The sequence below is a fragment of the Legionella lytica genome, from assembly GCF_023921225.1.
Classification (GTDB): Bacteria; Pseudomonadota; Gammaproteobacteria; order Legionellales; family Legionellaceae; genus Legionella; species Legionella lytica.
Window position 1 is genome coordinate 561,516 of record NZ_CP071527.1, and the last position, 26,359, is coordinate 587,874.

A 26,359-nucleotide genomic window follows, 5' to 3' on the forward strand; every position below is an offset into this window, starting at 1 on the left:
TTCTTTAATAATCAATACGATTTTCGTTGTATTAAATGGAGCAAATGTGGGGTAGAGAATATTGTGAGTAGTGCAAGTTGTAAGCTGGGCTGTAAAGCCCCAGCTTACAAGCTGCTTTTTATTTATTAGTAGCTAACGCCATACCTTCTAATACAGTGAACGCAGTATAAAGTTGATAGTCATTATGTAATAGCTCATCAAGTTGAGCTTGAGGACTTTTTGCAACTTTTCCTGCATTGGTTTTATTGAGTAAGTGACCATTTAAATCTGCTTCACTAAATCCTGTCACATCTTTATTTTTAGTTGCAGTATTTTTAGGAATTTCCAACTCATTAACCACGATATCAGGTACAATTCCTTTCGCTTGAATTGATGCTCCTGATGGAGTGTAGTAAAGGGCTGTAGTTAACTTAATTCCTGTTTTACTATCCAGTGGTAATACAGTTTGCACTGAACCTTTACCAAAACTAGTAGTACCAAGAATCACCGCACGTTTGTTGTCTTTTAGAGCACCGGCAACAATTTCTGCAGCAGAAGCAGAGCCATTGTTAATTAAGACAATCATTGGTGCATGATTTAAGACATCAATTCCCTTAGACAGAGCAGTAAAGTCTGTGCCAGGTAAACGACCTTTAGTAGACACAATCGTTTCTGGTTTTCCGGATTTATCTTTACCAAGGAAGGCATCAGAAACTTGAATTGCAGCATCAAGTAAGCCCCCTGGGTTGTTTCTTAAGTCCAAGATAAGACCTTTTAAGTTACCGCCTGATTGTTGTTTTAAGCGCTCAATAGCTTGCAACATATCTTTTCCAGTTAAGGCTTGGAATTGGGTCAAACGGATGTAGCCATAGCCTGGAGTTAATAGTTTGCTTTGCACGCTTTTGATTTGAATTACTTCACGTACCAAATCAAAAGTTAAGGCTTTATTTACTCCTTTACGCAGCACTGTGAGCTGAATCGTGCTGCCTGATTTGCCGCGCATCAGGTTAACAGCATCTTTTAGAGAGAGGCCTTGAACTGATTCTTTACCTAATTTAATGATGTAGTCACCAGACTTGATTCCTGCTTTAAAGGCAGGGGTATCAACTAAAGGTGTTACGACTTTAACCACACCGTCCTCCATAGTAACTTCAAGTCCTAATCCACCAAATTCACCACTAGTTGATGTTTGTAGTTCTTTAAACTCTTCCTCATCCAGATAACTTGAGTGAGGGTCTAAACCACTGAGCATCCCGCGGATGGCATTATCAAATAATTCCTTGTCGTCTGTGGGTTTCACATAATATTTTTTAATTTCACCTATTGCATTGGAAAAGCGCTGTACATCTTCCAATGGCACACCCTTAGATTCAGAACTGGCACTAGTATCTTGGGGTTCATCAGCTGTAAAGGCCGTCAGAGGTAACATCAATGTGAACGCATATACTACAGCAAGCGTGCAAGGATATAGTTTTCTTATCAACATAGCGATCTCCTCGGATGCAGGCCAACAAAATAAGCCGTCTTCTTTTTTTATTCTTAAATATTTTAAATGCAATTTAAGTGCCAGAGGTGTAGGCGATTACTTTAAATCCTCTTTATTCTAATTTGTTAAAGTAATCAACAGCCTGCCTTTTAACCTACGACAACCAAGCAAGAGGAGGAATTGCTTTTCCCCTTAGTCTTATTTCGAAGTATAGACCGTTTTCTTTAATTCCGCCGCTATGACCTACTGTAGCAATTTGTTCATTTTGTTTGACCGGTTCTCCCTTTCTCTTAAATAGCGATTCATTATGGGCATATAAGGTCATAAACCCTTGTCCATGATCAATAATAATGAGTAAACCATAGCCTTTTAACCAATTACTAAAAACGACTTTGCCTGGATAAACGGCAGTAACTACCGCTCCTTCATCGGCAAAAAATGTCACCCCTTGGTTCATCTTGCGTAAGGCCTGTTTCTTAGACTGGATGGGATACGGCAATTTTTTGCGCATTTGGTTAAATGGCATGCTGGGTTGCGGAACGCTTTGTACAGCAAGAGTCTTTAATAGATTCGCTAAAGTATTTTTATTCTTTTGGGCTTCTTGTAATTTATTTTGTTTACTTTGAATTTCATTATTCAATGAGTTGATTAATGAGGTATGATAATTTTTATTCTTTTCCAGTTGCTGCTGGTTTATTGTTAGTTCCTGTTTAAGCTTTTGTGTGGCAGCCAACTCATTATTAAGTACTTCCTTGCTTTGAGTTAACTCATTTCGGGTTGCATCTACTTGTCCAATAAGTTGTTGCCGTGACTTAATGATGTATTGATAATAAGTTAAAATACGGCTTATCTTGTAGGGATCATCCTGGTTAAGTAGCCATTTTAACGGCTGGTACTCTCCCATTTGATAGCGGGCCCGGATATGATTTGCTAACAATTGCTGCTGTGCGGTTAGCTGTTGGCTCAGTTGATTAACCTGTTTTTGTAAGGTAGTGATTTTTGCCGCTTTATTATTTAAAGTTTTTTGTATGGTTCGTAATTCTTGTACGCTTTTACTGATTTGTTTTGCAGTGACTGATAACTCACGATTCAACACGCCGCGTTTGTCATTGGCGGTAGTTAATGTTTGCTGTAAATTATTAATTTGCACATCGATTTGTTTGAGTTGACTTTGGGTTTGTTGAAGGCTTGATGGCGCTGCGTGCAAGCCCAAACAAAGTAGCATGCCTAAAGACATGCTTACTCCATTATTTCTTAATTTCTTTGTGCATTTAATCATGAGTCTTTTTCTAACAGTTGATGTCCGGACATTTCTGCAGGGGGTGTAATTCCCAATAGCGCCAGAATTGTTGGTGCTATATCCGTTAAATTTCCTTCAGTACGGGTAAAATGCCAATGACCTCCAACATAAACTAAGGGAACTGGCTCACTGGTATGAGCAGTATGGGCTTGGTGTGTTGACTCGTCAAACATTTCTTCGGCATTACCGTGATCAGCGGTGATGAGTAGTTGTCCACTTTGTTGTTCCAGTGCCTCCCAGACTCGGTGCATGCACTGATCCAAACATTCAATCGCACGAATAGTGGCATCGAAATCGCCAGAATGTCCTACCATATCTGCATTGGCATAGTTACAGATAATGACGTCATAGGCTTGGTTGTTAATTGCCTCTACCAAACGATCAGTTAATTGCGGCGCGCTCATTTCCGGTTGTAGGTTGTAGGTGGCTACTTTAGGTGAAGGAATTAAGACGCGTTCTTCATTGCTAAAGACTTGTTCTTTGCCTCCATTAAAGAAAAAGGTGACATGAGCATATTTCTCTGTTTCCGCAATACGTAATTGCCTCAGCCCATGAGCCGCAATCACTTCTCCTAAGGTGTTAGTTAAAGGTATTGGCGGGAATGCGGAAGTAGTCGCTAAATTTTTATCATATTGAGTCATACTGACAAAATGCGATAAGCGAGGACATACTTGGCGGTTAAATTGCGTCAATGTGGTATCGATAAATGCTGTAGTTAATTGTCTTGCCCGGTCTGCACGGAAATTAAAAAATAAAATTGCATCCCCATCATTAATGATTTTTCCGGTGCCAATTTGGGTTGGCGGAATAAATTCGTCGCTGAGATTTTGTTGATAATACGATTTAATGGCGGCTTCTGCATCTGCGAATTGGTGTTGGCTTTGGCCTTGAGTTAATAAGTCATAGACAGGGACGATGCGTTCCCAACGATTATCACGATCCATAGCGTAATAACGGCCACTAATAGAGCAAATTTGTGCAACAGGATATTTTTTCAGTTCAGCATTTAGGCGTTCAATACTATGTAGTGCACTTTTGGGGGGGGTGTCCCGCCCATCCAGAAAGAGGTGCAAACAAACGGAATGAAAATTATGCTCGGCGCAAAGAGCAAGTAAAGCAAATAAATGCCGTTCATGGCTGTGAACACCGCCTGGTGAGAGTAACCCCATAATATGGAGCGACTTGCCGCTTTGTTTTAAGTCGTGGAGCATATTAAGAAATACTGTATTTTTAGCAAACTCACCCTGAACGATGCTTTGATTAATCCGGGTAAAATCTTGCTGAATTACACGACCTGCGCCAATGTGCATGTGCCCTACTTCTGAGTTGCCCATTTGCTCGTCAGGTAGGCCCACAGGTAAGCCTGAAGCATTTAAAAGTATATGAGGGCGTGTTTGCCACCATTCATCCCATTGTGGGGTATTGGCTTGAGCAATAGCATTGTGTTTATTATTCTTATTATAACCCCAGCCATCTAAAATCATCAGCAGCAGGGGGGCTTTCTTGTGCATGCAATGCTCCATACGTTAAATAGAACGTAATTATACGCAACACATCGTTGAATAGCTCTTAAAATTTTATGTTAAAAAGGTTAGACTATGCACATTTTTTTAGGTTGGAAGAGTCGTTTTGGAACAAAAAATTCCCCAGCACATTGCTATCGTTATGGATGGAAATGGGCGTTGGGCTGAAAGTCAAGGTTTGCCACGCATCGAAGGTCATAAAGCGGGAGTTGAATCCGTACGAAAAATGATCCGCGCATGCATGGAAAAAAAAGTTGCTTGTTTAAGCCTATTTGCATTTAGTTCTGAAAATTGGGCACGTCCAATGGACGAAGTATCTTTTTTAATGGGATTATTTATAGAATCGTTGCGCCGAGAACTTAGCGAATTGAATGAGAATGGCGTGCGGATGTGTTTTACTGGAGACCGCAGTTTATTGTCTCCTGCACTGCAACAACAAATGCGTGAGGCGGAGTCCGTTACTGCGAATAATGCGCAATTGACTCTGAATATAGTCGTTAATTACGGCGGCAAATGGGATTTGGTTACTGCTGCGAAAAAAGCCGCACAAGCAATTGCTCAAGGACAATTGACTCTTGATGAGCTTGATGAAGCGTGTTTTGCTAGTTATTTGGATACGGCAAATTTACCTGATCCGGATTTATTTATTCGCACGAGTGGTGAATTACGCATCAGTAATTTCTTTCTCTGGCAACTTGCGTATACAGAGCTTTATTTTACAGACGTACATTGGCCAGATTTTGGTGAGGACGAGCTAGAAAAAGCCTTAGCTTCATTTAGTAAAAGAAAAAGGCGTTTCGGGCAAATTTCTAATTGAACTAATGCATGTAGCTTAGAAACTACGGTGCTTAGGTCAAGATCTATCATCTTCGTGTTGGCGGAGATCCCTCTCTAGGGTGGTTTGAGATCACATTTAGAGATGGATTTCTCCTGACGCGGAAATGACAGTATTCTTAACTTAAGTATAGTGAGTTTAGGGGTTACATCAAATCATCTATAGAGGGCAGTCTTATGTTTTTACAACGATTAATTACTTCCTTAATTTTAGTGCCCTTGGTTTTATTTATTATTTTTTACGGGCCACCTTGGCTATTAGCAAGTATTGTCGTCTTGATTTTTTTAGCTGCAAGCCGAGAGGCTTTTCAATTAATTCCCTTGCAGAACTTAGGCATGCAAATCGGTTTTCTTGTTCTAATGTTAGTGGCATTATGGGGATGTGGCTATTTATTTTCATATTGGCTTGGACTGGGATTAATTCTCTGGGCTTTTAATATTGTTGCTATTGTTACTTTTCCCAAGTCACAGGAATATTGGGGGTATCCTGCGGTGGTTGCCGCTGCTTGTTTAGTGCTTTTACCCTTATTTATTCAAAGCTTGGTTCATTTGTATTATTTGCCAAACGGAAAGGAGCTGCTCGTTTATTTGCTGTTTTTGATTTGGGCCTCTGATATTGGTGCGTACTTAAGTGGTAAATTGATGGGCAAAAATAAGCTGATTCCTCAAGTCAGCCCAGGAAAATCCTGGGAAGGCGTGCTAGGTGGTTTAATTTTGTCTATGATTATAGCAGGGGTTGGCAGTATGTATTTTCATCCCGTTGCTCTGGGATACTGGTTATTTCTAGCTTTTTGCACGGTAATTATTTCAATTTTCGGCGATTTGTTTATCAGTATTCTGAAGCGGCGCTGTCATTTAAAGGACACAGGAACTCTGATTCCTGGTCACGGTGGTATTTTAGATCGCCTGGATAGTTTGATTGCTGCCCTACCTGTCTTTTACTTTGGATTAACTGTGGGGTAGCGCCATGCTTTTAACGTTACTGTATTTTTTATTGGCCCTATTGTTGTTGGTCACGATCCATGAATATGGTCATTTTCAAGTTGCGCGGTGGTGTGGTGTAAAGGTACTGCGCTTTTCTTTTGGTTTTGGCAAGATTTTAGCAAGCTGGAAAGACAAAAAAGGGACTGAATATGCCTGGTCTCTTTTTCCCTTTGGTGGTTATGTCAAAATGCTTGATGAATCGGAAGGTGAGGTGCCAGAAAACGAGCGGCATTTAGCCTTTAATAATCAATCTGTTTGGAAGCGTATTGCTATTGTGCTTGCTGGACCAATGTTTAATTTCATTTTTGCTTTTTTTGCTTTGTGGTTGGTTTTAGTTATTGGTATGCCATCTCTGGCGCCAATGATTGATGGGGTGCGTCCAGGCAGCATTGCCGCAGAGGCCGGACTTAAGGCAAAAGAGGAAATCATTTCATTAAATAATATTAAGATAAACAGTTGGCGGGATTTTCAATATGCCATGATGCCTATGGTGGGTTCTAATGAAACGGTTCATCTCGTCGTCAAATCTTTAGAGAACGGACAACAGAGCCAAATCTCCCTACCTTTAGCCAATTGGGTTCTGGATGATAAAAAGCCCGATCCACTAAAAAGCTTAGGAATAGAACCTTTTATTCCGTCGATCCCACCGATTGTTGGCGAAGTGATTCCTGACTCTCCTGCAGATAAAGCAGGATTAAAAATTGGGGATAAAGTTTTGACGGTGGATGGTAAATCGTTTACTGATTGGTTATTTTTGGTCGAGTACGTACAGGCACGCCCTGATGAGCAAATAAACTTAAAAATTAATCGAAAAGATGTGATACAACAGCTTACGGTACATGTTGGCAGCCACGATAATAAAGGAAAAATTGAAGGCTTCTTGGGGGTAAGATCTCAAAAAGTCAAATGGCCTGAGCGTTGGCTGCGTATGGAGCGCGAACAACCGCTTGCTGCATTAAATACAGCGTTAAGACAAACAGCTCAGTTAACTGGTACAACGTTTATTTTAATGGGACGTTTAGTTACCGGTAAATTAGGCTTAAATAGCATTAGCGGCCCGGTTGGTATTGCTCAAGGAGCTGGAGACTCAGGGCGTGGTGGTTTAGCTGCGTATCTCTTTTTTCTGGCCTTAGTAAGTATTAGTTTAGGCGCTTTAAATTTATTACCAATTCCTATGCTTGATGGTGGACATTTGCTGTATTATGTCCTCGAAGTTATCCGAGGCAAACCCGTATCCGATAGTTTAAAGTCAGCTGGGGCATATGTTGGCTTACTCTTGTTGGCGGCGTTGATGTTTATCGCCTTAACCAATGATTTATCACGATTGACGGGTTAGCGGCAAAATAGAATGTAGCTTGGATGCTTGCATCCTGGCTACGTTAGAAATAGAAGCTTGACAGTCGTTTCTACTTCCTATAAAAAGTGCATCAAAATTTAATGTATCTGGGTATTTTTTATATCCGGAATCACATGCGTACTTCGTATCGCCATAAATTGCCATTTTAGTATTTGCTAAAAGAACATTTAGAATCGAGCGAGGTAAAACTGGACGTAAAATAATAATGAAAAAGATCAGTAGTAAGTTTTTAGTAGGGGTTTGTTGTTCAGCGCTTTTGGCTTGGTCTACACAAACAATGGCAGATGAAGGTTTTGTTGTTCGCAGTATTAAGGTTACCGGTTTGCAACGGGTTTCTACTGGAACAGTATTAAACTATATTCCCGTGCAAGTAGGTGAAGAAGTTGACTCCAGTTCAACTGGTGAAATTATTCGTGCTCTTTACGACACGGGTTTTTTCCAATCTGTTTCCTTAGAGCGTCAAGGTAATACCCTCGTTGTTAATGTGGTTGAGCGCGCAACAATTGGGGCTATTAATATTACTGGAAATAAAGAAATCCCTTCCGACAAAATGAAAGAATTCCTTAAGGAAATGGGATTAGTGAAAGGGCGCGTGTTTCAAACTTCGACTTTAGAACGTTTAGAAAAAGAATTAAAGAAAGCTTATACCTCCAGAGGCAAATATAATTCCCGTATTGAAACCCGTGTAACCCCACTGACAGATAATCGTGTAGCGATTAATATTACGGTTTCTGAGGGACGTGTATCACGAATTAAGAAAATCAAAATCATAGGAAATCATGATTTTAAAGACAGCGAACTATTACCTGAACTGTCATTATCCACATCGAATTTATTTACTTATTTTACGAAAAAAGACCAGTACTCTAAAGCCAATATGGATGCTTCATTAGAAGCATTGCGCTCTTTTTATTTGGATAGAGGGTATTTGAAATTTAATATTGTTTCCTCTCAAGTTTTATTATCTCCAGATAGAAAAGATGTATTCATTAACATTCATGTTGATGAAGGCCCTCAATACCGTTTTTCTGGTTATAAGGTAGTCGGAAAGACGGTAGTTCCCAAAGAAAAAATCGACTCTTTGGTTCAAGTGCGTAAGGGAGCTGTGTTCTCACGCAAGAAGGTAACTGAGTCGATTTCGGCGATTGGTTTGGCATTGGGAGATGTGGGTTATGGTTTCCCTGCGATAAATGCAGAGCCGCAGTTAGATGAAAAAGATAAGACAGTATTTATTACCTTCGTGGTTGAGCCTGGACGTCATGTTTACGTGCGTCGAATTAAATTCCATGGCAATACGAAAACCAGCGATTACGTATTACGTAGTGTGATTCGCCAAGATGAAGGTGGATTGCTGTCTTTACATAATATTAAAGAATCTGAACGGCAATTGCGCTTATTAGGTTATTTGAAAAATGTGGATGTGAAAACAACACCAGTTCCTGGGGCGAATAACCAAGTCGATATGGACGTGCAGGTAGAAGAAGCGCCATCGGCAGAAGCAAGTGCTTCGATTGGTTATGGTACGAACGGGTACCAAGTTAATGCGTCAATTAATCAACATAACTTTATGGGTACGGGTCGTTCCATGGGGGCGGCATTTACGTCCAGTAAATGGGGTCAAGATTACAATGTTAGCTACTATAACCCGTTTTTCACTGATACTGGGATTGGGCGAGGCGTAAATCTGTATTTTGCACGAGTTGACCCGAGAAACCTAAACGTTAGTACCTACAGCTCTAACCGCTTTGGTGGTGATGTGAACTATAACTTCCCATTAGGTGAAGCAAGCAGTTTCCAATTAGGTTATGGCTATCAGGATGTAGAAATTAAAAGCGTAGGTTATGTTATTCCTATCCAGAATTTCGTAACCGCATATGGTCGTCATTTCCAAGAGATTCGTTTATCTTCTGGATGGGCTAGAAACAGCTATGATCAATTCCCATATCCAACACGCGGGATGAACCAACAACTTACAGCTGTAGTGGCGTTGCCGGCTAGTTCCAATTCGTTGTCTTATTATAAGGGCTCTTATCAAGCACGTCTGTACCAGCCTATCATGCGTGGATGGATTTTCTCCTTGCAAGGGTTTGCTGGTTATGGAAACATGTTTAATAACAGAGGCTTACCGTTCTTCGAAAACTATTATGCGGGGGGGACTGCACAACCAGGTCAGGTTCGTGGTTACGACAGCTTCTCTTTAGGCCCATTAGATAATATACATAATTCCATGGGAGGTAACTTCTTGGCGAGCGCAAGTGCTGGTCTTATTTTACCTTATCCTTTAAGCCGTGATAATGTTAGAACCACCATCTTTGCCGATGCGGGTAACGTATTCGCATACAATACGGCACCTATATTTACTGGTTATGACGCCGGCCCAATACGTTATTCAGCGGGCGTATCTGTAGAATGGCGCTCTCCATTTGGTCCATTAGCATTTAGCGTCGCGAAAGCCTTGAATCCACAACGTTTCGACCAACAACAGTTGTTCCAGTTTGCGTTGTCTTCTGGATTCTAGTCAATTTACGCGTAGGCTGGGCTGCGAAGTTCAGCATTGCGCATAATGCATTTGCAGTGAGTAAAAAGGCTGGGCTTTATAGCCCAGCCTACGTATCTACGCACCGTCCAAAAATATTTTCAATCTCATCTTTGTATATATCGCAACCCATTTCGAATTGTGCTAGCATCTTGTTCTTTAATTTAGGAGAGAGCTTATGAAGCGGTTTGGTGGCGTTTTAGCCTTTGTTTTGAGCGTATTCTGTGCTAGTGCATTCGCTGATGCAGCAAAGATTGGTGTTGTTGATTTACAAAAAATCATGCAGACTTCCAGTCAAATGAAAGATGTCCAACAAAAGTTGGAAAAAGAATTCAAGCCACGTCGTGACAAGTTAGTTGCTATGGAAGCTAGCCTGAAAGCGGATATGGAAAAATTTAAACGTGATAACGCAGTAATGAGCGCTACTCAGAAGAAAGATCTAGAAAAGAAAATTATTGCAGCGCAACAACAATTCGAGCGTGATGGTCAACAATACCAACAAGAATTAAGCACTGCCAACAACGAAGCGATGGAAGGTTTATATGCCAAAGTTCGTGCAGCAATTTCTAAAGTTGCTAAAGATGGCAAGTATGACTTAATCGTGCAAAAAGATGCGGCACCTTTCAGTGCTGATACTCTTGATGTAACTGATAAAGTTGTTAAAGCAATTAACTAATTCGGTGCGATAAAGTTGCTAACTTTAGCACAATTAGCTGAGCGTTTAGGTGGCGTGTGGCATGGTGATGCTAATCACGCCATTTTTTCTTTGGCATCCCTGACCCAGGCAGGGGCTCAGGATCTGGCTTACTATGATAATCCTATATTTGCTCAAGCTTTAAGTAATACGGCAGCAGGTGCCGTATTACTTAAAGCAGAGCATCATCACGCGTATTCTGGGAATACAATTATTGTTACTAGTCCCTTACAGGCGATGATCAAGGCTACCCAGTATTTATCCCCACAGAAGCAGCGAATAGTTGAAATTGCAGCAAGTGCACAAATACATCCTACTGCTCAATTGGGGCCTAATGTAGTCGTCGGTGCTTACAGCGTTATTGGTGCGGGTGCACAACTTGCTGAGGGGGTTGTTATCGGAGCGCATAGCGTGATTGAAGCGGGTGTACGTATTGGTAAAAACAGCCATATTGCTAATAATACGGTGGTTCATGCTGGGACTCAAATTGGCGCACAAGTGGTTATTAACTCCGGCACAGTGGTGGGCGCATCACCTTTTAACTATGTAAAACAGCATGGCTTCTGGGAACAAGATCCTGTTGTTGGCGGTGTTATTCTTGAGGATAAAGTTCATTTAGGGGCTAATACGGTCATTGATCGTGGCACCTTAGGTGATACCTATTTAGCGGAAGGGGTTTGTGTTGATAATTTAGTACAGATTGCCCATGATGTGCTGATTGGTAAAAATACCGTGATTGCTGGATGTGCTGCAATAGGGGCTTATACACAAATAGATGCGGATTGCGTTATTGGTGGAGCTAGCAGTGTAGCTGCTTATGTGCACTTGGTGGCAGATGTAGTGATTACCGGCATGTCTACTGTAAGTAAGTCCATTGCGAAGCCAGGTATTTATTCTTCAGGGACTCTAGTTCATGAACATAAGCGTTGGCGTCGTAATGCGGCACGATTTCGACGCTTGGATGATTACATAAATAGATTGGGTGCTATTGAAAAAAAATTAAGCACATAATCATCCGCCCTTGGGGCAAAAATAGTAGAAATATAAACCAACCCTACGATTAACAATTGCTTTGGACAGATTAAAGCAGGATAATGACTCCTCTTTATTAAGAAGCCCGAACGGTGTAATTGAACGTACCTGTTCAGTCATACCCAAACCTGATACTAAAACAGGAAAATAAGAATGAGCGAATCTATGTTGGATATCAAACAAATTTTTAATTTGTTGCCTCACCGTTACCCAATGATATTGGTTGATAGGGTATTAGATTACAAAGTTTTTGATTATTTGACTGCAATAAAAAATGTTACGGCTAATGAGAACTTTTTTAACGGTCATTTCCCAGAAAATCCAGTAATGCCTGGCGTGTTAATGCTAGAAGCATTAGCGCAAGCGAGTGGGATTTTAGCAGGGTTATCCTATGAGCATGGCGATAATGTATTACATTTTTTTGCAGGTATTGATAATGCAAAATTTAAACATGTAGTTACTCCGGGAGATCAATTACGCTTGGAAGTTAAATTCTTAGGAAGGAAAAAAGCGTTTTGGCGTATGCATGGCGAAGCTTATGTAGGCGATAAACTGGCCTGCTCTGCTGATTTATTAAGTGCAGCAAAGGAAATTCAAAAGTGATAGATGAAAGAGCAATAATTCACCCATCTGCTAAACTAGCGAAAGGTGTAACAGTAGGTCCTGGCGCAGTAATTGGTGCAGACGTTGAAATCGGTGAAAATACCTGGATCGGTCCTTATGCAGTGCTTAAAGGTCCAACAACCATAGGCAAAAACAATAAAATTTTCCAATTCGCCTCTTTAGGTGATGAGCCACAAGACGTTACCTATAAAGGAGAGTCTACGCGCTTGGAAATAGGTGATGATAATATCATTCGCGAATATTGTATGATTAACCGCGGTACCGTAAAGGGTGGCGGGGTGACTCGTATTGGTAATAATAACTTCTTAATGGCTTATACGCATGTTGGCCATGATTGCATGTTAGGCAATAACATCATTCTTATTAGTTATGGCGCATTATCAGGACATGTAACGGTTGATGACTATGCCATTGTTGGTGGTTATGCTGCAGTACATCAGTTTTGTCACGTAGGCGCTTATGCCTTTATTGCACGAGCTACTTATGTATCTAAAGATGTGCCTCCTTATATCATGGTTGCTGGATATACCCCTTCGGTATATGGCATTAATACAGTAGGTTTACGCCGACGCGGATTTTCTTCCGAGACAATCACCTCACTGCGTCGTGCTTATAAAGTGATCTTCCGCAAAGGGCTAACAGTGCAGCAATCCATTGCTGAATTGGAGTTGATGCAGAATGAATGCCCTGAAGTGATTCCTATGATTGATTTATTAAATCGATCAACACGCGGTATTGTACGATAAGCTAAAGACTACCTGCTTCGTTGATGAGTGGGCGGATATATCAAACCGGATTTGATACAAACCAATGTAAAAGGTCAGCTTTCATAATTGCCAACGTGCTGCGGCTTGTCCGCGGCATCCAGGGAAGGGGCTGACTTTTAACAAAATCATAAGTTAGAGTGACAGCCTATGTTAGACATTCAATTATTACGAGATGACCCTCAATTCGTTGCTTCCCAGTTGTTAAAGCGCGGTTTTCAATTTGATATCACTTCATTTACAACGTTGGATGAAAAGCGTAAAGAACTTCAAGTTGCAACTCAAGCTCTGCAAAATGAACGAAACACTCGTTCCAAAGCGATTGGTATCGCCAAATCTCGTGGTGAAGATATTGAGCCGATGCGCGAAGAGGTTAATCGCATTGGTGCAGAGCTTGAGCAGAAAAAACAAGAGCTCGATGACTTATTACAACAAATTGAAGCAATAGCTTTACGTTTGCCTAATATTCCCCACGAATCAGTACCTGTTGGTACCGATGAGAATGATAATGTGGAAGTGAGACGCTGGGGAACCATTCCCAGTTTTGATTTCTCCGTGAAGTCGCATGATGAGCTTGGCGAAGCATTAGGACAGATGGATTTTGCTATGGCTGCCAAGTTAACCGGTAGTCGTTTTGTGGTGATGCGCAATCAATTAGCCAGATTACACCGTGCTTTAATCCAATTTATGTTGGATGTTCATACACAGTATCATGGCTACCAGGAGATTTATGTTCCTTATATTGTCAATGCAGACAGTTTATTAGGTACAGGCCAATTGCCAAAATTTGAAGAGGATTTATTTAAGCTAACTGGTGATCAAGGTTATTACTTAATCCCAACAGCAGAAATTCCTGTGACCAATACCGTTCGCGATACCTTACTTACCGAAGATATGTTGCCAATGCAATATGCATGTCATACCCCTTGTTTTCGTAGTGAAGCCGGTTCATATGGTAAAGACACTAAAGGGATGATTCGCCAACATCAATTCGAAAAAGTAGAGTTGGTTTGGATGACCAAACCGGAAGAGTCTTATAATGCGTTAGAAAAACTAGTCAATCACGCAGAAACAATTTTACAGCATCTGGAATTACCCTATCGGGTGGTTACTCTGTGTTCTGGTGATATGGGGCCTAGTGCTGCAAAAACCTATGACATTGAAGTATGGTTACCGAGCCAGAATACGTACCGTGAAATCTCTTCTTGTTCAAATATGGAAGCATTCCAAGCTCGTCGAATGAAGGCTCGATATCGACGTAATGAAGAGCGCGATATAGAACCGATCCATACTTTAAATGGCTCTGGTCTTGCTGTAGGTCGAACCTTGGTTGCCTTGATGGAAAATTATCAGGACAAAGAGGGAAACATTAATATCCCTATGGCTTTACGACCTTATTTGGGTGGTATGGAATCTATTCGCGTTAGCTGATCTCGTTATTGCGAACGCTAATGACGCATTTAGCAGGTAGCCTGTATTACGCTGTGCTAATACGGGCTACAAAAAGCTTTTTTCTTTTCTTCCAATTCAATTCTATAATTAAAAAAGATTCTCTCTGCATGTAAGGCTCAGAGCAGTTAATCAACCAACCAACCCAGGAACCAGTCATGTCAACGCAAGCGATTGTAAAGATGGGTAGCAAACAATTGGGAGTTCCCTCGACACCTCTTGTTAATTTTGATCCAATTAATACACATCCGGAAATTGCAACCTTGCTGCAAAACATGCGTGATACTATGGAGGAGAAAGGCGGGGTGGGGATTACTGCGCCACAAGTTGGTTGTAACAAAAGAATTATCATGCTGGGATTTGAAAAGAGTAAACGTTATCCGAATGCAAAACCTGTCCCTTTTACCATTTTGATAAATCCTTCCTATAAAGCCATTTCTGATGAAATGGTTGATGGCTGGGAAGGCTGTTTGAGTCTTCCTTGTTTGCGAGGTTTGGTGTCACGGTATAAGAAAATTGAATACAGCGGATATGATCCTGAAGGCAATTTTATTACTGGGATTGCGGAGGGATTTCATGCGCGTATTATTCAACATGAATGCGATCATCTTGATGGGATCTTATTTACTTATCGCTTAAAAAGTTTACATGAATTTGGCTATGAGGACGAATTAGGTCCACGAATTTATAAATATTAAAATCCAAGCTCTATACTATTAAAATTAATTAATTTAGATTAATGATATTCCTTCTTTTCAATATCCTTGTTAAAGTAATTTGATTTAAGATTAACGCATAATACTATTAGTGTGCGGACCTAAGATGCAGCATGAATGATTTTTTTGATTCAACGAGTTCATTACAATTTTTATTCAATTATTTAAAACAGCAAATCAGTTTAGCGGGCATTAACACAGAAGCTTTGCTTGAGTTAACGAATCAAGAACAAGAAGATGAGTTGTCAATACTTGAATCCAACACTCTGCAACAAGAACTAGCGGCCAAATGCATTCAGCGTGTGTGGCGAAAAAGGCAAATTAACCTCAGATTTATCCAAGACCCTTATAACACGTATTTATCCATGATGGCTGAAGATGATGAGCAACGCTTGTTCTCCAGAATTATGTTTGGGCGCCATGCGGCTGAATTACCACCAACCTCTAAATATAAAACTACTAATCCCTATATTCATATTCGTGCTTATTATCATCGCGATGATGATTTACCTGCCGTTTTTTTAAAGCAATTACTGTTGCAATTTGCAATTGATCCAGAGCTTGAGAGCGTCAATGAGTACATGCCAGTAAGCTTACTGAGGAATACTCCAATCGAAGAAATCATAAAGAACCATTTTCCTCCAATCAAAGCGCCGATTGAGTTAATTAAGAATGCAGACCATACCATCGGTTTGTTAGTGATTCCGCGTTGTAATTTTGGTCAAATCCTTAAAATAAAGGAAATTGTTCGCGCTTGCGGTGTGGTGGCTTCTCCTTGGGAAATTGCCCAAAATATTAAAACGGAGCTTTATCCTGAGCTTATAAACTCAGAAATTTCAGAGTTTGATGATTTGCCAGTAACCACAGAAGAGTTGAAACAAAGCTCTGTATGGAAAAAAATAATCACGATTGCTGCTGGTGACCGTCATCCCACGCGATTATTAGCCATGAATCTTGCTAAGTTAATACAAGCCTTGCCTGAAATGACTCCTGCGGCCATAAAGCGGATTAGCTTGCTACTTGAGCTAACTCATACCTTTTATGAGTATCACTACCCACGTTATGCATTCTGTATTTATGTGATTATCCATGAGATTAGTTTGGCTTTATTAAGACAATCCGATGAACAATTTCTCGTAAATAGTTTTAATGCATTTATTAGTGAATCCAAAAAAACATTTCTTAGTTCCTTAGACCTTAGTGAAGAGCAAATTGTTAATTCGCATTTTGTCGCTTTTCCCGCGCTTTCAGGAACAAATGCGTATACCGTAGCCATGCAATTAGCTAGGCAGATGCACACGCATACTGGTGCTGAACCTAAGATTAAAGTATGCACTCCCAGCTATTATGAATTTGCTCATATTACTAAAAATAACCTTACTAAGTCTGATGCGGATATTTATATTCTTTCTGCGGGACCCATTGTTAATAAGGATGGTCTAACGCCTGGAGTAGATATTAATCATTTTGTCAGGCGCAAATTGATTGAAAAAAAACGAGACAAACCATTAACTATTATTGTTGATGCGACTACGGCTCTGTACTCTAATTTACGATTAATACCTGAAGTTCAAGCATTAATAGCATCGGGACAGCTTTCAATCATTTTGCATGAAAGTCATCAAAAATTTGGTTTGATTCATAGCGATCAAGCACAATACGGTCGTGTGCTAGGTCTTTGTGCTAAAGGTAATTTTGCTGAAGAGCTTATTCATAGGATGCAGCAAAATTCTCAAGATGATTTTAATCGCCATGTGGATATGCGTATAGGCGCTTTTATTAGTAGTATTTGTGGCAGCTCGCTAGAGGAGATTAAACAACAGCATTTTCGCAACGGAGCGTTGTTAAGAAACCTATTAATTGAATCCTTATTAAGTAATAAGGAGATTGTCACTCATAAAGATATGCTGACTAATTTGGATCAATTGTATTTTACTACATCTCAGCATGCTTCATTTAATAATATTACCCGCAATATTATTGAGCCAAGGGATAGTTTTGGCCATTTTAGTTTTACTAAAATAGGGGTGGGAAAATATCATCGTATTAGTGCTGATGCCTCTGATCCTATTGATTGCCTCATTTTGGCATCTCAAATTTATATTGCACAGCAATACAAGGCTGAGCAGTTAGCAGAAATTTTATTAATGCATGCTCGTGGAAGTGCATGTTTAAGCTTTGAATATCAAATTATGACACTTGCAGTGCTTAATAAAATTAGCGCTGGGTTAACTGAGATGGAGGGGATCAATTTATTAGAGTTATTTGTAGCTATGCATTACTTATTAGAGCGCTGTTCTAGCTTTTCTGGTCGCCAATACTATGCACGGGTTGTTACATACCTTGAAAGTTTAGAAGAAGCACTTGTTGCTCAATACCAGCCGCTAAATCCTACGCCTTTTTTAGGCGCGGTGAAGATTCTATATCAAACGGGGATAACGATCACTCCATTGATTGAGCTCCTACATACACATGGGCACATTGATTTGCTTGCAAAAGTGAGTACGGAAACTTGCTTACATCAATACATTAAACAGAACGCTTTAACGCAAAAGCAAGTAATGGTTGTGTTTGCTCTTTTGGAAGCACAACTGAATATTGCGGATTATTTAGATTTTATATCTAATGAGAAATTTTGTTCTGGGGTCTTAAAAATCCATGATGCAAATCAACAGATCTTAATGAGTTTAAAAAGCGCGCCAGAAAAGTACCAGAAAGCGGGTGCTGCATCTCTTATTTACCAAGCGGAATGTTATCACGCCTTAAAGAATTATTATCAGCTTGAGCAGCCTGCAAGAGGAGCGGCGCAGGCATTAATTGCCTCATTAGAGAAAGCAAAAGACCGCTATACGCAGGATGTACTCCATCATGATCGATGCTCTGAGTCTCAGGCGATGCGGTTAATTTTAATGGTGGTTACTAATTTCATTGCTAGTTTAACCTTAGGAGCTGCGCATGCGATTCATTATAAAAGCACAGGCCGTATTTTCTTTTTTGTAGGTACTAATTCTGAGAATGCATTACATGCAACACATAAAAATTTGAATGCTGAGTTATGCATGCCATTGGAGGTTAAGGCTGGAGCGTGACATGACCGATGGTAAACCAATCTATTGGCATAGCCTGGTTGCTCGCAACCAGGCTATTCGTTTTAATAACTTCTTTGTAACGCGAAATTTGCTAGCTTAGCAAGCGCATCTCTATATTTTGATTCCGGTAAAATCATTAAATGAGACAGGGCTTTGTCAATTTCTTGTGCTGCAATTTTTTTGGTATATTCGATGGCTTTCGTTTCTTCCAGAGCAACCAGAATTTCGGGTAAAAACTCAAGACTGCCTTTTTTTAAACTGTCGATAATTTGTTGCTTTTGTAACTCCGAACCATGCTGCAGGGCATGAATTAATGGTAGAGTCGCTTTACCATCTGCCAAATCATCGCCAATGTTTTTACCTATGGTTTTGGCATCAGAGCAATAGTCCAACGCGTCATCAATAAGCTGGAAGGCATTGCCCAAGTGTAAGCCATAAGCATAAATACTATCTTGGACTTCTTTGGATGCATCACTTAACATCGGACCAATACAGGATGAGGCGGCAAATAACAAGGCTGTTTTTGCACGAATAACATCGAAATACTCATCAAATGTCAGGGCAGGGTTATGGCGGTTTGATAATTGTTTCACTTCGCCACAGCTAATATCCAAGGCGGTATTAGCAAAAAGTTTCAAAATGGCAGGGTTGCCTGAGTCTACCATTAATTGGATTGATTGGGTAAACAAATAATCACCGACTAAGATGCTTGCTTTACTTCCCCAAATATTATTTGCGGTTTCACGCCCTCTTCTTAGCGTAGATTCATCGACAACATCATCATGCAATAAGGTAGCTGTATGAAAGAACTCAACCATGGCCGCTAAAGCAATATGATTTTGGCCTTGATAACCACAAGCATTACTGGCTAATAGCACCAATAGAGGACGCAGCCGTTTGCCACCACTTTCAATAACATGGTGGGACATATCATCAATTAAGCCTATCTGAGATTCAATTTTATTAACAATTAAAGCATTGACCGCGTTAAAATCATCAATTACTGTTTCGCGTATACTCTCAATCGTCATTGTTTTTCCTCAACCATTCAATCAGCAAATGCTAAAGTTGTACCGGGTAATTGTCAAGGCATCCGTTCAGGTAATGGTGATAACTTAAGGTAAAATGGTAAGCAACGAGTAGGCTGAGTCGTAAGGCTCAGCAAATAATTTGTGCTACACCAGATGCTGGACTTTTTAGCCCAGCCTACATTCATCAAGATATGGGTAGGTAAGACCTACACATTAAACAGGAAATGCATTACATCACCATCACAAACAACATACGCTTTACCTTCCAAGCGTAATTTGCCTGCTTCTTTCGCGCCTTGTTCGCCGCGATAGTTAATAAAATCATTATAAGCAATTACTTCCGCACGAATAAATCCTTTTTCAAAATCAGTATGGATTACACCAGCTGCTTGTGGAGCTGTTGCACCTTTATGAATAGTCCATGCTCTTACTTCTTTAACACCCGCAGTAAAATAAGTTTGTAATCCTAACAGATCATAGCCTGCACGAATTACTTTATGCAGACCTGGTTCACTTAAGCCCAAACTTTCCATAAATTCTTTACGATCTTCGTCATCGAGCTCAACCAGCTCGGCTTCTGTTGCCGCACATAAAGCAACAACACTGGCTTTTTCGTGTGCTGCAAGTTCTTGAACCTTATCCAATAGTGGATTATTTTCATAACCATCATCATTAACATTGGCGATATAAAGAACGGGTTTCGCTGTAAGTAAGAATAAACGGCGTGCAATAAGTTCCTCATCAGTCGTTAATTCCAGAGTGCGTACTGGATAGCCTTCATCTAAATGGGCTTTGATTTTTTCTAAAGCTTTCACTTCCGCAATGGCCTCTTTATTACCACTACGGCTGTTCTTACCCGCTTTCAGCATGGCTTTTTCAACAGCTTCCATATCGGCTAAAGCTAATTCGGTGTTAATTACTTCGATATCGCTTAAGGGATCAACTCGACCCTCCACGTGAATTACATCAGTATTTTCAAAACAACGTACTACATGAGCAATTGCATCAGTTTCACGAATATTAGCTAAAAACTGATTACCTAAACCTTCACCTTTGGATGCACCTTTCACAATCCCTGCAATGTCAACGAATTGCATGGTTGTTGGAAGTACTTGCTGTGGCTTAACAATTTCACTTAAGGCATCAAGTCGGGGATCTGGAACAGTCACAATACCCACATTGGGCTCGATGGTACAAAAAGGGTAATTCGCTGCTTCAATACCAGCTTTGGTTAGGGCATTAAAAAGAGTTGATTTACCAACGTTAGGCAAGCCTACGATTCCACATTTAAATCCCATGAATAGTACCTCTGTTAAGCGTTTAATTGATTCATTGCTCTGGAAATATCACCAGATAAAAGTAAGGGCATTGCTGCAATGCCTCTATCGATTGCATCATAAATATGTTGTCTGTCCTGTGCGGACGGTTTATTGAGTACATATTGGTGCACTAAGTCTTTATGCCCAGGGTGGCCTATACCAATACGTAAACGATGGAAGTTTGGGCTGCCTATCTGGCTAATAATATCTCTTAAACCGTTGTGCCCGCCATGTCCACCACCGGTTTTTAATTTAATTCGTCCTGCAGGTAAGTCCAATTCATCATGAACTACTAGTATTTCTTCAGGTTGAATGCGGTAAAATTGGCTGATTAATCGTGTTGGTTGTCCACTATGATTCATGAAGGTTAGGGGTAAAACCAGTCTGCCTGAATGATTATTCAGTTCGAGTTCAGCCAGCTCAGCCTGCATTTTTTTTTCTAATTTGAATGTAGCGCTATGTCGTTGCGCTAGGGCTGTTGTAAGCCATCCACCTGCATTATGACGCGTATGCTCATAAGCTGAACCGGGATTACGTAAACCAATGATAAGTTTTATCGCCATGATGAGTACGTAGGATTAGGATTTGGGGTTAAGTAATCAGAGCCAGGCATGCCTGGCTCTGATCGCGGAGAAAAATTACTCTTCGCCTTTCTCTTCTGAATCAACAGTTGGTACAGCAGATGCTGGAACTTCTGTTGCTTCTTCAGTTGCGCTTACTCGAGCCATATGAATGCTCACAACAGGAGCGTCGTGGCTACCATCTGTAACATCAACAGTTAAGTTTACGCCTTTTGGTAATTTCAGATGTGATAAATGAACAACATCATCAAGTGCTACTTTAGACATATCAACTTCGATGAACTCTGGAAGATCTTTAGCTTGGCAACGAACTTCAACTTGAGTCATTGTGTGGTTAATCATACCGCCAGCCTTGATACCAGGAGCTTTTTGCTCATTGATAAAATGCAGAGGTACTAATTTAACCAGTACGTCTTTCTTAGAAACACGTTGTAAGTCCATATGCATTATTACAGGCTTGTATGGATGGCGTTGTAATGCTTTTAAAATCACGTGTTCTACTTTTCCATCAATAGTAATGTCGAAAACACTAGAGTAGGTACTTTCTGCTTCTAATACTTTGATTACTTTGTTGTGTGGGAAAAGAATAGACATTGGTTTTTTGTCTCCGCCGTAAATTACTGCGGGAACTTTATTTTCAAGACGACGTAGGCGGCGGCTCGCACCTTTCCCCATATCCGTTCTTGTTTCTGCTTCTAATAGAATATTTGACATTATTATATGCTCCAAAAATTAAATGGCCCTTACTTAATCCGCGACCAGATTAAATACCAGATCCAAGAATATATTGACATTTCTCAACTCTTGGCCAAAATATTCAAGTTCGTAAAAAATTACGTACCTTAAAGACTTTGCTAAAAAATCTGGAAAGGGTGGCAAAGTATACAATATTTTAAAATGAACATAAATAGAAATTGCACTTGAAGTCGTTGGCATAATTTCATAGAATATGCGACTTTATTGAATTTGTGATAGCCAATCAGGCGAATTGGAGAAAAATTATGTATGCGGTAATCAAAACTGGCGGTAAGCAATACACCGTGAAGGAAGGCGATGTACTTAAAATCGAATTGCTGCCTGAAGATGTTGGCAACGAAATTAAATTCGAAGAAGTTTTAATGTTAGCTGATGGTGACAAAATTGTTTGCGGCACGCCATTTGTTGCTAAAGCAATTGTAAAAGCAGAAGTACTTGATCATGGCCGTCACAAGAAAGTCAAAATCATCAAGTTCCGTCGTCGTAAGCACCATATGAAACAAATGGGGCACAGACAATATTATTCGCAAGTTAAAATTACTGCGATTAGCAAGTAAGAGGGGATAGCAATGGCTCATAAAAAAGCAGGTGGTAGTACTCGTAACGGCCGCGACTCGAATCCTAAGTTTCTTGGTGTGAAGCGTTATGGTGGCCAGTTTGTTAATGCAGGTGAAATCCTTGTAAGACAACGTGGTACTCGTTTCCATGCAGGTCCAGGTGTTGGCGTTGGTCGTGATCATACTTTATTTGCCTTAGTTGAAGGTTTGGTTAAATTCGTCGTTAAAGGCGAAAAAAATCGTAAGTATGTAACTATTGTTGCTGAACAAGAAGCTGCAAACTAGGAACATTTAAGTTCCACCGATTGTCTTTACACGTAGCCTGGTTGCTTGCATCCGGGCTACTGTGTATTAAGATTCAGAAAACGTAGCCCGTATTCGTAATAGACTAATACGGGGATATGTGCCACAACATCTCGTATTACGATTTCGTCTAATACGGGCTACGAGTTTAGGGACGGGTTTTATGCCGGTGCTCCTTAACTTGCTCACACTATGTTCCCTGTCCCTGACAACTAGAATTTTCTTTATTTTTGAGGTAAGCCATGAAATTCGTTGATGAAGCACTTATTAAGGTTGATGCCGGTAATGGTGGAAATGGTTGCTTAAGCTTCAGACGCGAAAAATTCATTCCTCGCGGCGGCCCTGATGGTGGTGATGGCGGCGACGGTGGCAGCGTTTATTTCGAAGCCTGCAGCGATCTCAATACCCTTATCGATTTTCGTTATATGCGCCATTATAAGGCAGGAAACGGTCAACCCGGTATGGGCGGAAACTGTTCGGGAAAAAAGGGTGACGATTTAATTATTAAAGTTCCCGTGGGCACGTTAATTTATGATGTTGATAGTGGTGAATTACTTGGTGATATTAACAAAGTAGGGGTACCCGTACTTATTGCTCAAGGTGGATTCCATGGTCTAGGAAATACTCGCTATAAAAGCAGTGTGAATCGTGCTCCCCGTCAAACTAGTCCCGGGAGTCCTGGAGAGTCAAGACACTTACGTCTCGAGTTGCGGGTTTTAGCGGATGTTGGCTTGCTGGGCTTACCTAATGCTGGAAAATCGACCTTGATTCGTGCTGTTTCCAGCTCTAAGGCGAAGGTTGCCGATTATCCTTTTACTACCTTGCATCCTGGTTTGGGCGTTGTTAGTGTTTCTTCACATAAAAGCTTTGTGATGGCTGATATTCCTGGACTTATTGAAGGTGCTTCCACTGGTGCGGGCTTAGGGCATCGTTTTTTAAAACATTTGTCTCGTACTTGCGTATTGTTGCATGTAATCGATGTGGCTCCTTTGGATGAGAGTGATCCAGTGGCTTCCGCTAAAGCAATTATCAATGAATTGGCTGAATACAATCCTGAGTTAGTACAAAAACCACGGTGGCTCGTACTCAATAAAATTGATATGTTACCGGATGAGGCCAGTCGTAATGAACGCATCCAGACCATTATTGATGGCCTGGATTGGAAGGATAAGGTATTCACTATTTCCGCAATCAGTGGTCAAGGAACCCAACAATTGTGTTACTCATTGATGCAATTGATTGATGAGATGAACAATCCTGAAGCTTGACCATTCTGCCGCATGCTCTCGTACTGAGGGGGTGCGGTAGGGAATAGTATAAGTTTCTATGCCTTCATTTTTTCCATCATGGTAGTGAATCGTCAGCTGCGTCGTACCGGTGATCGGTTTCTTGTGCCAATAATCTTCTAAGCCAGTAATATGAAAATATGGCTTCGTTTTTTGTAAACCATTAAAATTTACTAAATGGTGTAAGCCAGGTCTGCTTAGAATATTTTGTAATAAACCACCAGTAGCTTCATCAATAATCGTCATTGGTTCATTGCGCGTGCTAATGAGCTCACGTAAGGCATCGGATGCTTTTTTATCCACGGTACTGATTACATGCGGCGCCACAATTGGTTCGATAATGGCCTTAATCTGTTCAACTACGTTTGGCCGGCAACGTACTTTGAATTCAATATAAGGCGACTCCCAACGATAGCCGGTTTGGCAATCAATTTCGGCTAATGCTTCTTCCAATGTCTGGGAGATTTCGCTTTCAGCTAAGCCAAAAACCTTCCACTTTAGGATTTGTTTTTGACTATGCGATGTTTCCTGCAACATAGGGAATGCATAGTCATTAAACATGGGTAAACACTCACGAGGAGGGCCAGGAAGAAGAATAAATGTTTTATCGTTCCAGCGATAATAACAGCCCATGGCACTCCCATTGGCGTTGGGAAGTAGTTTGGCATCGGCAGGAAAGAGACATTGTTGTCTATTGCCTTGATTTAAAGGTATTTTGCTATGTTTTAAGCGTTCTTTAATATGCTCTAGGGCTTCGCTATGTTCTACCAATTCTACTCCGGTAAACTTCGCTAAAGCAAAACGTGTGAGATCATCTGTAGTTGGCCCAAGTCCCCCAATAATAATGATAATGTCGTGATTTGCAGCTAAAAACTGTAAACAGTTAATGATATCTTTTTCTTTATCGCTGCAAGAAAGTTGAAAACCTAAGGACAAACCTTCGGTGCTCAGGGCGTGGGCTAGATCATGGCCGTTCGTATTTAATGTATCTCCATGAACGATTTCATCGCCCGTTGCCAAGATAGCTATGGTCATGTGAGTGCTCCTTGAATGCTAAATCACTCCTTGAGTGTACCGTATAATTTGAAAAATCTGTAATAGTTGTTGACTTTTGTGCGCAGATTGCCTAATAAATGAGATGGTTATGAATCTGCTAAGCTTAAGCTATAACTAGATTGCCCAATTGAGGCAGCACAAATCAGTTTCGTAGTGCATAATAATAATTAGACGAATTAGCGTCATCCTGGGATGACGTTCCCTATGTGAGTAAGGAGAAAGTATGGAGTTTTCAAGCCGTTATGTTGCGCATGTTCCCGATGCACAGGGATATGTTAATTATTCGGCTGAGGAAAATAAAGTCTGGAACATTTTGTTTGAGCGTCAAATAAAATTAATTCCAAACAGGGCTTGTGAGGCATTTATTACCGGGTTGCAAACCTTAGGTATTAATTCACAAAGTATCCCTCAGTTGCCTGATTTGAGCCAGAAACTCAAAGCAAAAACAGGGTGGCAAGTGGCTCCTGTGGCAGCGTTGATTTCAGCACGAGAGTTTTTTGAACTCTTGGCAAGAAAACATTTTCCTGTGGCAACATTTATACGTACCGAAGAAGAATTAAATTATGTAAAAGAGCCGGATATTTTCCATGAGATTTTTGGACATTGTCCCATGTTAACAGACAGCATTTATGCTGATTTTGTGCATGACTATGCCTGTAAGGTATTAAGTTTTCCAGAGGAAGATTGGCCTTTATTGCAACGCATGTTTTGGTATACCGTAGAGTTTGGTTTAATCAAGAGTTCTAAAGGTTTAAGGGCTTATGGTGGTGGAATTCTATCTTCCATTAGCGAAACAGTATACAGTGTTGAAAGTGACATTCCATTGCGTGTTTATTTTGATCCCATAGTTGCGTTCCGTACGCCTTATCGGATCGACAGACTGCAGCCAATCTATTTTGTGATTGATAGCTATCAGGTTCTGTATGATTTTGTTTTATCTGATATTGGCAAATTGTTAGAACGTACACGTGAGTTAGGTGAGTTTCCCCCATTATTTGAGGTGGATCCAGGTAATCCAAATATTCATATTCGGGCTTGTTAGGTTGGATAATTCTTAAACGGAAGTGTTTTTTATCTTTCTCTTGCTATATGATTTTACTGAT

23 protein-coding genes are annotated in these 26,359 nt (G+C 40.5%); 15 read left to right on the top strand and 8 right to left on the bottom strand.

Features of this window, described 5'->3' with window-relative positions; translation table 11 throughout:
* Window positions 1-118 precede the first annotated feature (118 nt).
* The 3 genes from J2N86_RS02510 to gpmI all read right to left on the bottom strand — a co-directional run bounded on the left by J2N86_RS02510 (window position 119) and on the right by gpmI (window position 4,276).
* Window positions 119-1,465 carry a S41 family peptidase gene (locus tag J2N86_RS02510; protein WP_252580748.1) on the bottom strand — a complete coding sequence of 449 codons (1,347 nt, stop codon included), beginning with the start codon at window positions 1,463-1,465 and terminating at the stop codon, window positions 119-121.
* 154 nt (window positions 1,466-1,619) lie between these two features.
* A complete protein-coding gene (locus tag J2N86_RS02515) occupies window positions 1,620-2,702 on the bottom strand; it encodes a murein hydrolase activator EnvC family protein (RefSeq protein WP_252580750.1) in 1,083 nt (360 codons plus the stop codon).
* Window positions 2,703-2,740: 38 nt separating this feature from the next.
* Window positions 2,741-4,276 (bottom strand): 2,3-bisphosphoglycerate-independent phosphoglycerate mutase, encoded by a 1,536-nt coding sequence (gpmI, locus tag J2N86_RS02520; RefSeq protein ID WP_252580752.1) that lies wholly within the window; start codon window positions 4,274-4,276, stop codon window positions 2,741-2,743.
* A gap of 118 nt (window positions 4,277-4,394) precedes the next feature.
* Here gpmI and J2N86_RS02525 point away from each other — a divergent pair, with 118 nt between their 5' ends.
* From J2N86_RS02525 to J2N86_RS02575, 11 genes are all read left to right on the top strand, one after another.
* On the top strand, window positions 4,395-5,105 hold the full coding sequence (locus J2N86_RS02525; protein WP_252580754.1) for an isoprenyl transferase: 711 nt from the start codon (window positions 4,395-4,397) through the stop codon (window positions 5,103-5,105).
* Between the two features lie 194 nt (window positions 5,106-5,299).
* The gene (locus tag J2N86_RS02530; protein ID WP_252580756.1) at window positions 5,300-6,085 is read left to right on the top strand and encodes a phosphatidate cytidylyltransferase; all 786 of its coding nucleotides are present in this window, start codon (window positions 5,300-5,302) and stop codon (window positions 6,083-6,085) included.
* Between the two features lie 4 nt (window positions 6,086-6,089).
* Window positions 6,090-7,442 carry an RIP metalloprotease RseP gene (rseP, locus tag J2N86_RS02535; protein ID WP_252580758.1) on the top strand — a complete coding sequence of 451 codons (1,353 nt, stop codon included), beginning with the start codon at window positions 6,090-6,092 and terminating at the stop codon, window positions 7,440-7,442.
* 226 nt (window positions 7,443-7,668) lie between these two features.
* On the top strand, window positions 7,669-9,981 hold the full coding sequence (bamA, locus tag J2N86_RS02540) for an outer membrane protein assembly factor BamA (RefSeq protein ID WP_252580759.1): 2,313 nt from the start codon (window positions 7,669-7,671) through the stop codon (window positions 9,979-9,981).
* 196 nt (window positions 9,982-10,177) lie between these two features.
* Window positions 10,178-10,675 (top strand): OmpH family outer membrane protein, encoded by a 498-nt coding sequence (locus J2N86_RS02545; RefSeq protein ID WP_252580761.1) that lies wholly within the window; start codon window positions 10,178-10,180, stop codon window positions 10,673-10,675.
* Between the two features lie 15 nt (window positions 10,676-10,690).
* Window positions 10,691-11,704 carry a UDP-3-O-(3-hydroxymyristoyl)glucosamine N-acyltransferase gene (gene lpxD, locus J2N86_RS02550; protein WP_252580763.1) on the top strand — a complete coding sequence of 338 codons (1,014 nt, stop codon included), beginning with the start codon at window positions 10,691-10,693 and terminating at the stop codon, window positions 11,702-11,704.
* 174 nt (window positions 11,705-11,878) lie between these two features.
* Window positions 11,879-12,328: a 3-hydroxyacyl-ACP dehydratase FabZ gene (fabZ, locus tag J2N86_RS02555; RefSeq protein ID WP_252580765.1), complete on the top strand. Its 450-nt coding sequence runs from the start codon at window positions 11,879-11,881 to the stop codon at window positions 12,326-12,328.
* The gene (gene lpxA, locus J2N86_RS02560) at window positions 12,325-13,095 is read left to right on the top strand and encodes an acyl-ACP--UDP-N-acetylglucosamine O-acyltransferase (RefSeq protein ID WP_252580767.1); all 771 of its coding nucleotides are present in this window, start codon (window positions 12,325-12,327) and stop codon (window positions 13,093-13,095) included. Before fabZ ends, lpxA begins: the two co-directional genes overlap by 4 nt.
* Before the next feature lie 168 nt (window positions 13,096-13,263).
* Complete coding sequence (gene serS, locus J2N86_RS02565) at window positions 13,264-14,544, top strand: serine--tRNA ligase (protein ID WP_252580768.1); 1,281 nt, start codon at window positions 13,264-13,266, stop codon at window positions 14,542-14,544.
* Between the two features lie 176 nt (window positions 14,545-14,720).
* On the top strand, window positions 14,721-15,260 hold the full coding sequence (def, locus tag J2N86_RS02570; RefSeq protein WP_252580769.1) for a peptide deformylase: 540 nt from the start codon (window positions 14,721-14,723) through the stop codon (window positions 15,258-15,260).
* Window positions 15,261-15,391: 131 nt separating this feature from the next.
* Window positions 15,392-18,367 carry a hypothetical protein gene (locus tag J2N86_RS02575; protein ID WP_252580771.1) on the top strand — a complete coding sequence of 992 codons (2,976 nt, stop codon included), beginning with the start codon at window positions 15,392-15,394 and terminating at the stop codon, window positions 18,365-18,367.
* A gap of 62 nt (window positions 18,368-18,429) precedes the next feature.
* Here the strand turns inward: J2N86_RS02575 and J2N86_RS02580 are convergent, their stop codons facing one another.
* The 4 genes from J2N86_RS02580 to J2N86_RS02595 all read right to left on the bottom strand — a co-directional run bounded on the left by J2N86_RS02580 (window position 18,430) and on the right by J2N86_RS02595 (window position 22,012).
* Window positions 18,430-19,398 (bottom strand): polyprenyl synthetase family protein, encoded by a 969-nt coding sequence (locus J2N86_RS02580; RefSeq protein ID WP_252580773.1) that lies wholly within the window; start codon window positions 19,396-19,398, stop codon window positions 18,430-18,432.
* A 206-nt stretch (window positions 19,399-19,604) separates the two neighbouring features.
* On the bottom strand, window positions 19,605-20,696 hold the full coding sequence (gene ychF / locus J2N86_RS02585) for a redox-regulated ATPase YchF (protein WP_252580775.1): 1,092 nt from the start codon (window positions 20,694-20,696) through the stop codon (window positions 19,605-19,607).
* A gap of 14 nt (window positions 20,697-20,710) precedes the next feature.
* The gene (pth, locus tag J2N86_RS02590) at window positions 20,711-21,280 is read right to left on the bottom strand and encodes an aminoacyl-tRNA hydrolase (RefSeq protein WP_252580777.1); all 570 of its coding nucleotides are present in this window, start codon (window positions 21,278-21,280) and stop codon (window positions 20,711-20,713) included.
* A gap of 75 nt (window positions 21,281-21,355) precedes the next feature.
* Window positions 21,356-22,012, bottom strand: a complete 657-nt coding sequence (locus J2N86_RS02595; protein ID WP_252580779.1) for a 50S ribosomal protein L25/general stress protein Ctc — start codon at window positions 22,010-22,012, stop codon at window positions 21,356-21,358.
* Window positions 22,013-22,299: 287 nt separating this feature from the next.
* Between J2N86_RS02595 and rplU the strand changes: the two genes are divergently transcribed.
* The 3 genes from rplU to cgtA all read left to right on the top strand — a co-directional run bounded on the left by rplU (window position 22,300) and on the right by cgtA (window position 24,182).
* The gene (gene rplU / locus J2N86_RS02600) at window positions 22,300-22,611 is read left to right on the top strand and encodes a 50S ribosomal protein L21 (RefSeq protein WP_058533224.1); all 312 of its coding nucleotides are present in this window, start codon (window positions 22,300-22,302) and stop codon (window positions 22,609-22,611) included.
* A 12-nt stretch (window positions 22,612-22,623) separates the two neighbouring features.
* Window positions 22,624-22,896 carry a 50S ribosomal protein L27 gene (gene rpmA, locus J2N86_RS02605; RefSeq protein WP_252580781.1) on the top strand — a complete coding sequence of 91 codons (273 nt, stop codon included), beginning with the start codon at window positions 22,624-22,626 and terminating at the stop codon, window positions 22,894-22,896.
* Between the two features lie 260 nt (window positions 22,897-23,156).
* Entirely contained in the window at window positions 23,157-24,182 is a 1,026-nt protein-coding gene (gene cgtA, locus J2N86_RS02610) for an Obg family GTPase CgtA (RefSeq protein WP_252580783.1), read from the top strand.
* Here the strand turns inward: cgtA and J2N86_RS02615 are convergent.
* The gene (locus tag J2N86_RS02615) at window positions 24,138-25,235 is read right to left on the bottom strand and encodes a competence/damage-inducible protein A (protein ID WP_252580784.1); all 1,098 of its coding nucleotides are present in this window, start codon (window positions 25,233-25,235) and stop codon (window positions 24,138-24,140) included. The two genes, cgtA and J2N86_RS02615, sit on opposite strands and share 45 nt — an antisense overlap.
* A 244-nt stretch (window positions 25,236-25,479) precedes the next feature.
* On the opposite strand from J2N86_RS02615, the gene phhA reads away from it, so the two are divergent.
* Window positions 25,480-26,298 (top strand): phenylalanine 4-monooxygenase, encoded by an 819-nt coding sequence (gene phhA, locus J2N86_RS02620; RefSeq protein ID WP_252580786.1) that lies wholly within the window; start codon window positions 25,480-25,482, stop codon window positions 26,296-26,298.
* Window positions 26,299-26,359: the final 61 nt, after the last annotated feature.